This window comes from Flavobacterium sp. TN-1 (assembly GCF_052828645.1).
This window is the reverse complement of the sequence record NZ_CM128253.1, coordinates 2,110,197-2,123,264: the sequence shown is the minus strand read 5'-3', so window position 1 is coordinate 2,123,264 and position 13,068 is coordinate 2,110,197. Positions and strand designations below refer to the sequence as shown.

The following is a 13,068-nucleotide window of genomic DNA, read 5'->3' as shown; positions in this document are numbered from 1 at the left end:
TCTATATTGATTTGTCTGCAATTTCAACTATTAATTTTCGTCTTTCCAATTCAAACGATCCATCTGACTATATTGCCAAGGTGCGCTATTATTTTCAATATTTGTCATCATGGCATTTAAAGACTGAGGTGCTGCGCTTTGTTCCATTACTAAATAACGACGCATATCCATAATGATTGAAAGAGGACTTATATTAACTGGACATTCTTCTACACAAGCATTACATGAGGTACAAGCCCACAATTCTTCTTGTGTTATGTAATCATTTAGTAATGTTTTTCCATCTTCTACAAATACCCCTTTATTTTTATTTATATTATCTCCTACTTCTGTTAAACGATCACGCGTATCCATCATAATTTTACGAGGAGATAATTTTTTACCTGTCTGATTGGCTGGGCAAGAAGATGTACAACGTCCGCATTCAGTACATGTATAAGCGTTTAACAATTGAACCCAATTTAAATCTGTTACATCAGAAGCTCCAAACTTACTTGGTGTTACATCTGCTGGTGCTGCCGCATAAGGATCAGCATTGGGATCCATCATTAATTTTACTTCATTAGTAACACTTTCTAGGTTATCAAATTTACCTAGAGGGTTTAAATCTGCAAAAAATGTATTAGGAAAGGCTAATATAATATGTAAATGTTTAGAAAAATATAAATAGTTCAGAAACACCATTACCATCGTAAAATGTCCCCACCATCCTACTCTTTCTAAGATATGTAAGGCTCCTTCGTTTAAACTTCCAAAAAAAACAGGTCCTAGATACTGAGATACAGCAAAGCTAAAAGTTCCTTGTCCTTCAAAGTGTGATTTTCCTAGTGTGAATAAAACTTCATCGGTTCCGTTCATTGTAAAAATACAAGATACTAATACAATTTCCATTATCAGGATTAGGTTTGCATCTTTTTTAGGCCATCCTAACAATTCTGTCTTATTTAAACGTGGTAATTTTAACAAGTTTCGTCTCATTAAAAAGGCAACTGTTGCCACTAATGCGGTAACTGATAAAATCTCAATAAAACTGATTAAAAATGTATAAAACCCGCCTAAAATCGGCTTAAAAAAACGATGAGTTCCGAAAATGCCATCAATAAGAATTTCAACTAATTCTATTTGAGTAATTATAAAAGCTGTGTACAATACGAAATGCAAAACTGCAGGTATTGGACGTGTAAACATCTTTTTTTGACCAAATGCTACTAGGAGCATATTTTTCCAACGATCTGATGCGCGATCTGACCGATTTACATCTTTTCCTAACTTTATATTTCGAATGATTTTTTTTACATTTTTTGCAAAAAATCCTATTCCTACACCAAGAATAATTAGAAAAAATAAACTGCTTAAATAATTCATATATCTATAAAAGATTGATTGGTTTAAAATTATTTTGTTTGTAATTCAGGTCCTTTATAAGGTTTTTCTTTTTTACCAAAAAGGGAAACATTTACATAACGGGTAGGATGTAAACGTAAATCTTGTAATAACAGTTCAATTTCTTTAGCGGCTTTCGTGAAGTTATTATACATTGCCTCATCTTTCATTGCTTTTCCTAAAGTTCCTTGTCCCGCTTGCATATCTGCCATTAGTTTATTAACATTAACTAAGGTTCCTTCTAAATTTTTTAAAGTTTTTCCTAACTCCGCTTTTTCTAGTTCGGTAGATACTTTAGAAAAATCTGTTGTGATTTTTTCTATATTTCCTAATGAATGATTTAAGCTTTTTTGATTAGTTGCTAATAATTGGTTAGCTCCTTTACCTAATTTATTAAACTCTGCCATTGTTTGACTAAGCTGAGCTATAGCTTGTTGAAGATCGTTCTTTGCCTGATCATTTAAAATTTGATTAACATTGACCATTAATTGATCTGCATCTTGAACTAATGATTCTATTTTTTGTTGAGTTGGAGCTAACTTTTTACCTAAATTATCTGTTAATCCTAGTTTAACATCTGCCTTTAAACGGTCTCCGTCAACTGTTATATTTTTATCATTAAAATTAGGAATAATGGCTATTTGTTTTCCACCAATAAAACCAGGCTCATATATTTGAGCTACACTTGTTTTAGAGATTGGAAAATCATCTTGATTAATTTGTAATTCAGCTAAAATTTTACCGTTTTCTGTTAAATTTAAAGATTTTACTTTACCAACTACTTTACCACTAATGGTAACGGACGCAGAAGAGAGTAAACCTTCTACATTATCAAATTCCACAAATAATCTTTTATGGCTATTTAACAGATTACTTCCTTTTAAAAAACTATATCCCCAGATAAATAATAAAATAGAGGCAATTACTAGGATTGCTGTTTTAATTTCACGTGTTATTTTCAAAATATAAACTTTTTTTTGCAAAAATACTAATTACTTGGCAGATTTCACTGCTTCATTAAGGGTAATTTTAGTTCCATTTTTATAGGGAACAATAAAAGCTGATTCATACCCTTTGGTTTTAGCTTCTATTAACATTTTTCTAGATTCTTGATAATCATTTGTTTCTCCATACATGTATTTATAGTATCCCCCTTCAAAAACAGAAGAAATACTAGATAAACCATTAAAATTTTCAGGTTTAATATCTATTTGCATGTTACTTGCTTTCAATTGTATTTTAAAAATAACTTTTTGATTATCGACTACTTTATTTTTTGTTTCTATTTTTACGGGGTCTTGTTTTACAACCTCTTTTACTGGTGTCAATATTTCTTTAGTTTTTGGTGTTGTATCTTTTGGTGCTGGTTTTTCTGATTTTTTTATATCCAAAAAAGGGATAGAACCTCCAAAATGTTCTGCTTTCATCCTATAGATTGCATCTGCTATAGATCTTGCCATATTTTCTTGTCCTTCTTCTGAATTTAAATAAGCTCCTTCTATTGGATTAGATATAAAACCTGTTTCTACTAAAACTCTTGGCATAAAGGCTTTATGTAAAACCATAAAGGGAGCTTGATGTACTCCTCTATTTTTACGGTTTACTTTTTGATCAAAATTGTCTTGAATTCTACTGGCTAACTCAATACTTTGATCTAAATATTCTTCCTGTGCAATTGTAGCACTAATCAAGGATTCAGGAGCATTAGGATTATAACCCGCGTATTTAGTTTTATAATTATCTTCTAATTTAATAACTTCATTCTCTTTTCTTGCTACGGCTAGACTAGAGGCACTTTTTGAAAGTCCCATTACATAGGTTTCTGATCCATACGCTTCTAAATTTTTATTAGCATTACAATGAATGGAAACAAAAATATTAGCTTTATTTTTATTGGCAATATTAGCGCGTTCAACGAGTTCTATAAAAGTATCTGTTTTACGAGTGTAAATAACATCAATAGTAGGATCTTTTTCTAAAATAGCTCCTAATTTTAAAACAATAGCCAAATTAATTTGTTTTTCCACATAACCATGATACGTAGCTCCAAAGTCTTGATTACCATGTCCTGCATCTAAACACACCTTAAATTTACCATTATTTTGTGCCTGAAGAATACCTGACAAAATAAATAAGGCTGTAAAAAAAACATATTTCATTTTATTTCTATTTTTCACCTTCATTTCACTAATGAATTAAATGGTTATAATTTTATTAAATACTTACTTATTTCTAAAAATAGCTGTAAGTTTGTGGCTTCAAAAATTAAGCCATATTTTTACAAAAATAGTATTTATAGCTTTGCGTACAAACTTATTTTACATCGTTTTAGTTCCTTTTTTCATAACCGTTTGTAGTCTTAATCTACGATCGCAGGAACTTCCTAAAAAAAACACTAGTCTACTATCTGTAAAACAGAAAGATAGCATTAAAGTTAATTCTAATATTTTAAATAAAAAAGAAGACGTTACCAAAAGTAAAGACAGTATAAAAAAGAAAAAATCTTTTTTAGAGGGCAAAATATTCTATAAATCAAAACACTCTGTTAAGTTAGACAACAAAAAAAAGCTTGCTATTTTAAAAGATGAAGCTGAAGTAAAATATAAGGACATTGAACTTAAGTCTGGTATTATTGTTATAAATTATAACAAGGACGAAGTATATGCTGGTAGACTAAAAGACTCTACAGGTAAATACATACAATATCCTGTTTTTAAACAAGGAAACAACGTTGTTGAACCCGACTCAATTCGTTTTAATTTTAAAACAAAAAAGGCATTAATTTGGAATTCTAGAACTGATCAAGGTGAATTTAAGATTAAAGGCGAAATAACAAAAAAAGAAAATGATTCTGTTTTTTTTATTAAAAATGCAAGATTTACGACTTCCAAAAATTTAGATAATCCTGAGTATTATTTTTTAGCTCGAAAAATAAAATTTGTTCCAAAAAAGAAAATAGTAGCAGGTCTAACCAATATGGTAATTGCTGATGTCCCTACTCCTATAGGGGTACCTTATGCTTTTTTCCCTATGACTGAACAAGCAACTTCTGGGATTATAATGCCTACTTTTGGACAAAATAACACACAAGGATACTCATTACAAAATGGTGGATATTATTTTGCAATTAGCAATAATCTAGATCTAGCATTACTAGGAGATTACTTTACAAATGGTAGTTATGGACTAAGAGCCGAAACAAATTATGCTAAACGATATAAATATAGAGGCAATTTTAATTTTCGTTATGAAAATCAAATAAATGGAGAAAGAGGACTACCTGGTTATGGAAAATCTACATTATATAATTTACAATGGAATCATTCTCCAGATGCTAAAGCAACACCTAATTCAAGGTTTTCTGCCTCGGTAAACTTAGGAAGTAGTAAATACTACCAACAGTCATTTAATCAATTAAATACTTCTAATTTTTTAAATAATACGTTAAGTTCTTCTATTTCATACGGAAAAACATTTAACTGGACTCCGCAGGTAAACCTATCTTTAACTGCTTCACACTCTCAAAACACAAATACAAAACAAATTAATATGACACTGCCTACCCTTCAAATTGGTGTAGATCGTGTTTTTCCGTTTGCTTCTAAAAGTGGCACTAAAAAAGGTTTTATTAAAAACTTAAATTTCACTTATAGCTTACGTGGTGAAAATCGTGTCCAAACAACGGATTCTTTATTCTTCAAACCTGCTATGTTTAGAAATATGCAAAATGGGATTCAGCATAACATCCCTTTTAGTACAAACTTTAAACTCCTTAAATACTTTAGTATCACAGCTTCTTCTAATTTTAATGAAACTTGGTATTTTAAAACTATAAGAAAACAATACAATACAACTCTAAAAAAGGTAGAAGATATAGAAAAATCAGGTTTTGACTCTTTTAGAACTTATGATTTTTCAAGTAGTATAGGAACCACTATTTATGGAACTTTTAATTTTAAAAAAAGTGGAAAAATACAATCTATAAGACATACTATGCGTCCAAATGTTAGCTATGCCTATGCTCCTAGTTTTGAAAAATATTACGACACATACGCAATTGACGGCAGTGGAAAAATGGCCAATTATACACGTTTTGAAAAAGGCATTTTTGGAAGTCCTTCTGAAAGAAGAAATAACAATCTCTCTCTTTCTCTTAACAACGTTTTTGAAGCAAAAGTAAGAGACAAAGATTCTACAAAAACAACTCCTAAAAAAATAATTTTAATTAACAACTTAAATATATCTACTAACTACAACATTGATGCTGACTCCTTAAAATGGTCACCTTTAAGATTAAGCGGTGGTACTACCCTACTCAAAAACAAGCTCAATATTAATTTTGGTATGACCTTAAATCCTTATGCTATTAATAAAAAAGGTAATATGATAGAGAAACTTAACATTAATAATGGTGGTAGCTTGTTTCGTATGACCAGTGCTAATATCACTTTAAACTACTCTATTAATAGTAATGAATTAAGCGGGAAAGGAAAATCTGAGCAAAATAACCTTAACAATTCAGGTTTAAGAAATGGCGGTAGAGCAGATGATCTTTTTGGTAGTTCTAATGATTTCAGTAATCGAAATCAAAATCCTTTCGATAAAAAAGACAAGGAAGACTCTAATTTCAAAGGCTTTTATTCTTCAGTGATTCCTTGGGATTTAAACCTTGCTTATTCTTTAACCTACTCTAATAATAAAAGAGAAAATACTATTACTCAAAATTCACTCATGATTTCAGGAAATGTAGATCTTACTCCTCGTTGGAAAACAGGAATATCAACTGGATATGATTTTGTACAAAAGGGCGTTACATATACTCAATTACGTTTTCAAAGAGATTTATTAAGTTGGCGTATGGATTTCCAATGGAATCCATTTGGAGATAGAGCCTCATGGTATTTTTTCATAGGAATTAGTTCTTCTGTACTAAGTGATATTAAGTGGGATAAAAGAAGCTTACCTGACAGAAGACTATAATAATTTACTTAACAAAATATATAAAACACTATAGAATAAGGAGGTTTTAAAAACAAAAAAACAGGAGTTAATAAGATAATAATATATTTTAACCAATAAAAAATGAATTTTTAGTATATGAAAAAAATAATTTTCACAAAAAAAGCACCAGCTCCTATTGGACCTTATAATCAAGCAGTACTCATTAAAGACACTTTATATACATCTGGACAAATAGCTATTAATCCCGAAAATAACGAATTGATTTTAACTTCAATTGAGGAAGAAACAGAACAAGTTATGCAAAATTTAAAAGCAGTACTTGAAGCTGCTGATATGACTTTTGAAAACGTTATTAAAACAACTATTTTCATTATGAATATGGGCGATTTCACAAAGATCAACTCTATTTATGGAAAATATTTCGAAGAAGCTACTGCTCCTGCTCGCGAAACAGTACAGGTTGCTACGCTTCCTAAAAACGTAAACATTGAAATTTCTATGATTGCTGTTAAGTAAAATTATATTTCAATACAAAGCAAAAATGAGATGATCTTTCTTAGATATCGTCTCATTTTTACTTTAACTAGTGGTTAAACTAAAATTTTATACCATTTAAACTTAAAATATACTGGATTAAAAGTAAAGTTCTCGATAGATTTTTTTTCATTTTAAAAACAACTCGAACAGACAGTTGAGTATATAATTGAAATCATCGTTAGTTCGAGCGCGAAGCGCATCGAGAACCAAATACTAATTTTTTATTGCTTTTGTAGATGTACTATTTTTAAAAAGAAAATTCAAAATTTAAATGATATAATATTTTTATTTGATTCCTTCTGATAAGACTTACTAATTATTTAAAAAAAGAGACTGCCCAAAAAGCTCGCAATCTTGTCATTTCGACCCAAGGGAGAAATCACATAATTTTGATTATGAAGAGGCTGTCCAAAAAGTTTAGAACAGCCTTTTTTATTGCTGTTTTACTCTAAAACATGTATTTTAGAGGTGACAAAAAACAAGCAATGGCTAAAGTAACATTTAAAAACCAGACAAGCAATTCTCCAGAACTTTTTCCAATCAACATTTTCGATAAAATTGATGACAACCACCCTGTTCGACTGGTCAATTCTATTGTTGACAGACTTGATATTAGCGACATAGTTAAGCTTTATCGCGGTGGTGGATGCTCTGCCTACCACCCCAAAATGCTAATCAAAGTATTATTTTACAATTATTTATCAAATGTTTATTCCTGCCAAAAAATAGCCAAAGCACTTAATTAGAACATTCATTTTATGTTTATCTCGGGTAATTCTACTTCAGTCTTTAGGACAATTCAAGGTTTTATTCGCAGAAGTGGTAAAATGTTAGTTGAGTTAGGATATGTAAGTCTTGAAGTTCAGTATATTGATGGTACAAAAATCGAAGTAAAATCTAATAAATACACTTTTGTTTGGCGTGGTTCGGTTGAAAAATACAAGGAAAAACTAGAAACTAAAATCAATACAATTTTATCCGATATAGAAAATAGTATACAATCAGATAATCAAGAACTTAACAAGGAAGAATTACTTAAAAAAATCAATTCAGAAGTGTTAAAAGAAAAGCTATCAGAATTGAATAAAAGTTAAAAGAACCTACTAAGAAACAGGTAAAAGAACTACAGAAATTACAGGAAGAACATCTTCCAAGATTAGAGAAATACGAAAAGGATTTAGAAATACTCGGAAATAGAAACTCTTATAGTAAGACAGACCCTGACGCTACTTTTATGAGAATGAAGGAAGACCACATGAGAAATGGACAACTCAAACCAACTTACAATCCTCAAATATCAATTGAAAATCAATTTATTACACACGTTTCTATACATCAAACAACCAACGATACCAACACATTAGAGTCACACTTAAACAGTTTTGATGAAAACTATAATAGACAAAGTAAAGAAGTTGTCGCCGATGCTGGATATGGCAGTGAAGAAAACTACGAAATGCTTAAAAACAAGCAAATTGAGCCCTTTATAAAGTACAATTATTTTCATGCAAAGCAGAAAAAGAAACTTAAAGAAAATCCTTTTTTAGTGCAAAATTTATTTTACAATCAACAATACGATTTTTATATCTGTCCGATGAGGCAAAAAATAGAAAACATAGGAACAGGCAAGCGAATCTTTAGCAATGGATATGAATCAGAAGTGACTTATTATCAAGCTAAACGATGCGTAGGATGCCATTAAGAAGTTTATTCCACAAAGCAAAAGGGAATCGAAAAATAGAAGTCAATCACCATCTAAATTACCTAAAAAACGAAGCTAAAGAATTACTAAACTCAAAAATCGGTTTACATTTTTTGGAATTGAAATGGTAGAAATGGAGTTTCTACTAATGGTGCTTGGTCATAATTTCAGAAAAATGGTAGCTACAACTGCAAGTTCACTGAAAAAAGTTTTTAAAACAACTCGTTCTTGTTCAACATACAACTATATAACTCGATTTTAGCGTCTAATTGTTTTAGAAAAATTAAATTTTACTAGCAATCACCAATATCGTGAATTTGCGACATAAAAAAAGCTGCCCTTTTAGGACAGCCTCATTATTTTCAAAATTAATTATAAATCTGTCTAAACTTTTGGATGCAGTGCATTTTTTGTTTCGGACAACTTTCTTATTTATAATATTTTATTTTACTTCTTCAAACTCTACATCTTGAGTAGCGTCACCACTTGCATCGGCTTGTGGCTGTCCTTGAGGAGCTTGCTGCCCTTCTGCTTGAGCTTTATACATTTCTTCTGAAGCATTTTTCCACGCTTCATTGATTTTTTCTAAAGCTGGAGTAATAGCAGAAATTTCCTTAGTTTCATAAGCAGCTTTTAACTCACTTAAAGAATTTTCAATATTTGTTTTATTACCCTCTGATAATTTATCTCCAAATTCTGTCAATTGTTTTTCGGTTTGGAAAATCATACTATCTGCTTCATTCAGCTTATCAGCTTTTTCTTTAGCTGCTTTATCAGCTTCGGCATTCATTTCAGCTTCCTTACGCATTCTATCAATTTCTTCTTGTGTTAATCCAGAAGAAGCTTCAATTCGAATGTCATGTGATTTACCTGTTCCTTTATCTGTAGCTGACACTTTGATAATACCATTTGCGTCAATATCAAAAGTAACTTCAATTTGCGGCACTCCTCTTGGTGCTGGTGGAATACCATCTAAATGAAAGCGACCAATTGTTTTGTTATCGTTAGCCATTGGTCTTTCACCTTGTAATACGTGAATTTCTACTGATGGCTGATTATCTACTGCTGTTGAGAAAACCTGTGATTTTCTAGTAGGAATTGTAGTATTAGACTCAATTAGTTTAGTCATTACACTTCCCATTGTTTCAATACCTAAAGAAAGTGGTGTTACATCTAGTAATAATACATCTTTCACATCACCTGTTAACACACCTCCTTGAATAGCCGCTCCAATTGCCACTACTTCATCTGGATTTACACCTTTAGATGGTTTTTTACCAAAGAATTTTTCTACTTGTTCTTGGATAACTGGAATACGAGTTGAACCACCTACTAAGATTACTTCATCAATATCAGAGGTTGATAAACCTGCATCTTTTAATGCTTTAACAACAGGCTCCATTGATCGTTTTACCAAACTATCTGCTAATTGTTCAAATTTAGCACGTGTTAAAGTTTGCACTAAGTGTTTTGGTCCAGAGGCTGTAGCCGTAATATAAGGTAAATTGATTTCAGTTTGTGCTGATGCTGATAATTCAATTTTTGCTTTTTCAGCAGCTTCTTTTAAACGTTGTAAAGCCATTGGATCTTGACGTAAATCTAACCCTTCTGCTGATTGAAATTCACTAGCTAACCAATCAATGATTACTTGATCAAAATCATCTCCTCCTAAATGAGTATCACCGTTAGTTGACAATACTTCAAATACTCCATCACCTAATTCTAAAATAGAAATATCAAAAGTACCTCCACCTAAATCATAAACGGCTATTTTTTTATCGTGAGCTGCTTTATCTAAACCATAAGCTAAAGCTGCTGCTGTAGGTTCATTAATAATACGCATTACTTTTAAACCTGCAATTTCACCTGCTTCTTTAGTAGCCTGACGTTGAGCATCATTAAAATAAGCAGGAACTGTAATAACTGCTTCAGTTACTGCATGTCCTAAATAGTCTTCAGCTGTCTTCTTCATTTTTTGAAGTGTCATGGCTGACAATTCTTGTGGTGTATATAAACGTCCATCAATGTCTACACGTGGTGTATCATTATCTCCTTTTACTACTTTATATGCTACGGTTGAAGCTTCTTTTGCACTTTCGGAGTATTTATTACCCATAAAACGCTTAACAGACGCTATTGTTTTAGTTGGGTTTGTTACAGCTTGACGTTTTGCTGCATCTCCTACTTTTATTTCTCCTCCTTCAACAAAAGCAATTACAGATGGAGTAGTTCTTCTACCTTCTGCGTTTGCAATTACAACTGGTTCTCCACCTTCCATTACTGCAACACATGAATTAGTAGTACCTAAGTCGATTCCAATAATTTTACTCATAATATAATTCTCCTTAAATTTTAATTCTTTTTAATTGACTATTTTTTATCTTAGTCTTGTTCTCAAACACTTTCGAAATGACAAGGACTATGCCAATACAAAAAACTTCTCTGTTTGTCAGTACTGTTCTACTCCTTTATGACAAAATGACAAATAAATAACTTTTTTTTGTTTAAAAATTGACAAAAAGACCAAAGTTTTTTATCTATTTTGTATTAGATAATACTGAAAATAATGATATGATTACATTTTATCGAATTTATTTTGTAAGCCTTGTTATAATGACAAAAAATATAGTTTTTTTTCACAGATATGGTTTTATTGCATAGAGAATAAAAAAATCGAATTCTTTATTAAACTTAAAATCATTTTTTATATCTAATAATTTTCTATTTTTTTAATTTGATTATTTTATAGGTGAAATAAGATCACAAAAAAGCCAGCTATAAGTTTGTAGCTGGCTAAAAATATTTTTAATTGATTTAGTATAGGTTAAAATATTCTTCATCAGACATTTTTCCTGATTTAATTTTTTGTAATTCTTCCATTTTACTCATAATTAATCGGTGGCCTTCGTCACTCATTCCTTCTGGTTTAGCCATTCTATAAGAAGCATTTAATACTCCATTATAGTAATAAAAGAATTCAGTATCAAACTGAGTTGCTGTTAATTTAGTATTTGCAGGATCTGCTAACAAAAATCCTAAACGAACTGCTGAGCGTCTTTGTGCAGGTTTACCATGATGATCTGATTTTGTTATTTGATTATCTCCAATTGAATATGCAAATTCATAAGCTGCGGCTATTTGAGAATAAGTAGTTTTCCCATACCCTTTTCTTAAATAATATCCTGCCATTCCATCTGCTTCTAACTCACTTGCTCTGGCGGTTGATTCTTTTACAGAAGGTAAACGAAACGTATATTGTAATTGATGTCCATACTCATGAGCAAGAATCATTATGTTAACTAAATTTGAGGCATCTTTAGATTTTGCATCTCTAAAAATTCCTTCTCCATAATAAATTTTTCCAGTATTATAAGAAATAGCATTATAAGTAGATTTCCAATCCGTGCCATTTTTTACAAACCTAAAAACTGGAGCTGCTACAAAAATTCCTCTCCAAAAAGTTTTAATAGCTGTATTTTGATCATTCATTAAAATAGCATCTGTTACTGTTCCTGCTCCATCAGATAAGGTTTTTGATAGAGTAGCCGAAGCTGGCCAATTATCATCAACAAAATCACATTCTTTTTCTACCTCTATTGGTTTTTCAATAATTACTGCTTCTTCTTGTTTTTTTACTTCTTCTTTTTCTTTAGAACAAGAACATAATATTAAAGAAACTACACCCAACAACAGAGTGCTTACTTTGATTTTTTTTTTCATAAACTTAGTTTGTTTTAAAATAATTTCTACAAATTTAAATTTTAAAAATCATAAATAAATTACAAAATACAACAATGTTTCAAAAAAAACACATAATTATAATTTAATTAATTTTTTGTTAAATTTAAATCATAAATAAAATTATAGTATATCATAAAAGAATAAACACTTCATATAATTAAATTTATTTCTTCTTTAAAATAAAATAATATCAAAAATAAATGATCAGTAGATTAATATTCATTAAAACGCCTACTTTTTTAAGTTAGTATCTTTAAGTTCATGCAAATTTAAAAACAAAGAAAAAATAGGATAGTAAGCAATATAATTACAAAAGAATTACCTACTAAAAAATGATCTTGTAGATAATATTTATAATTTTAAAAAAATAACAAGATAATAGTTTAGCTATGAAATAATTCTTAATATTATAACTAATTCTATTACCTCATCATTATTTCTTGTATTGTTTTTCTTTGGATATATAAATAAGTCAACATTATTATATTATTAGACAAATAGAACATTTACGAACATCATTTATAACGTATCAATAAAACTCCATTTTAGCATAAGTAACAAACCTTCTAAATTACTTTTTCTAGTCTTCATACTTAGTTTCTAAAAACCTCAAAATCATTTAGAAAGGATTTATTTTTTAAATAATAAAAAAGGAGTATAAAAAACGTCATAAAATGAATATATCTAAAAAGCGATAAATCTAAATGATTTTATTACCAAACTAAAAAAATATATAAAAAGAG

At 30.0% G+C, this 13,068-nt stretch carries 10 protein-coding genes; 5 read left to right on the top strand and 5 right to left on the bottom strand.

Features of this window, described 5'->3' with window-relative positions; translation table 11 throughout:
- Nucleotides 1-30 precede the first annotated feature (30 nt).
- Genes ACUXZJ_RS09305 through ACUXZJ_RS09295 form a run of 3 tightly spaced genes read right to left on the bottom strand, consistent with a single transcriptional unit; the run spans nt 31 to nt 3,542 of the window.
- On the bottom strand, nt 31-1,365 hold the full coding sequence (locus ACUXZJ_RS09305; RefSeq protein ID WP_060381874.1) for a (Fe-S)-binding protein: 1,335 nt from the start codon (nt 1,363-1,365) through the stop codon (nt 31-33).
- 29 nt (nt 1,366-1,394) lie between these two features.
- Nucleotides 1,395-2,345: an MlaD family protein gene (locus ACUXZJ_RS09300; protein ID WP_060381873.1), complete on the bottom strand. Its 951-nt coding sequence runs from the start codon at nt 2,343-2,345 to the stop codon at nt 1,395-1,397.
- A gap of 30 nt (nt 2,346-2,375) precedes the next feature.
- The gene (locus ACUXZJ_RS09295) at nt 2,376-3,542 is read right to left on the bottom strand and encodes an N-acetylmuramoyl-L-alanine amidase family protein (RefSeq protein ID WP_235820806.1); all 1,167 of its coding nucleotides are present in this window, start codon (nt 3,540-3,542) and stop codon (nt 2,376-2,378) included.
- A 40-nt stretch (nt 3,543-3,582) separates the two neighbouring features.
- Here ACUXZJ_RS09295 and ACUXZJ_RS09290 point away from each other — a divergent pair, with 40 nt between their 5' ends.
- From ACUXZJ_RS09290 to ACUXZJ_RS09270, 5 genes are all read left to right on the top strand, one after another.
- Nucleotides 3,583-6,363: a putative LPS assembly protein LptD gene (locus ACUXZJ_RS09290; protein WP_235604490.1), complete on the top strand. Its 2,781-nt coding sequence runs from the start codon at nt 3,583-3,585 to the stop codon at nt 6,361-6,363.
- 117 nt (nt 6,364-6,480) lie between these two features.
- Nucleotides 6,481-6,861, top strand: coding sequence for a RidA family protein (locus tag ACUXZJ_RS09285; RefSeq protein WP_060381871.1), 381 nt, complete (start codon nt 6,481-6,483; stop codon nt 6,859-6,861).
- Between the two features lie 506 nt (nt 6,862-7,367).
- Nucleotides 7,368-7,628 (top strand): IS1182 family transposase, encoded by a 261-nt coding sequence (locus tag ACUXZJ_RS09280; protein WP_060383812.1) that lies wholly within the window; start codon nt 7,368-7,370, stop codon nt 7,626-7,628.
- 12 nt (nt 7,629-7,640) lie between these two features.
- A complete protein-coding gene (locus ACUXZJ_RS09275) occupies nt 7,641-7,976 on the top strand; it encodes a hypothetical protein (RefSeq protein ID WP_201030578.1) in 336 nt (111 codons plus the stop codon).
- 89 nt (nt 7,977-8,065) lie between these two features.
- A complete protein-coding gene (locus ACUXZJ_RS09270; protein ID WP_256366394.1) occupies nt 8,066-8,584 on the top strand; it encodes a transposase in 519 nt (172 codons plus the stop codon).
- A 442-nt stretch (nt 8,585-9,026) separates the two neighbouring features.
- Here the strand turns inward: ACUXZJ_RS09270 and dnaK are convergent, their stop codons facing one another.
- Both dnaK and ACUXZJ_RS09260 read right to left on the bottom strand, forming a co-directional pair.
- Nucleotides 9,027-10,916: a molecular chaperone DnaK gene (dnaK, locus tag ACUXZJ_RS09265; protein ID WP_060381868.1), complete on the bottom strand. Its 1,890-nt coding sequence runs from the start codon at nt 10,914-10,916 to the stop codon at nt 9,027-9,029.
- A gap of 482 nt (nt 10,917-11,398) precedes the next feature.
- On the bottom strand, nt 11,399-12,304 hold the full coding sequence (locus ACUXZJ_RS09260; RefSeq protein WP_060381867.1) for a hypothetical protein: 906 nt from the start codon (nt 12,302-12,304) through the stop codon (nt 11,399-11,401).
- Nucleotides 12,305-13,068: the final 764 nt, after the last annotated feature.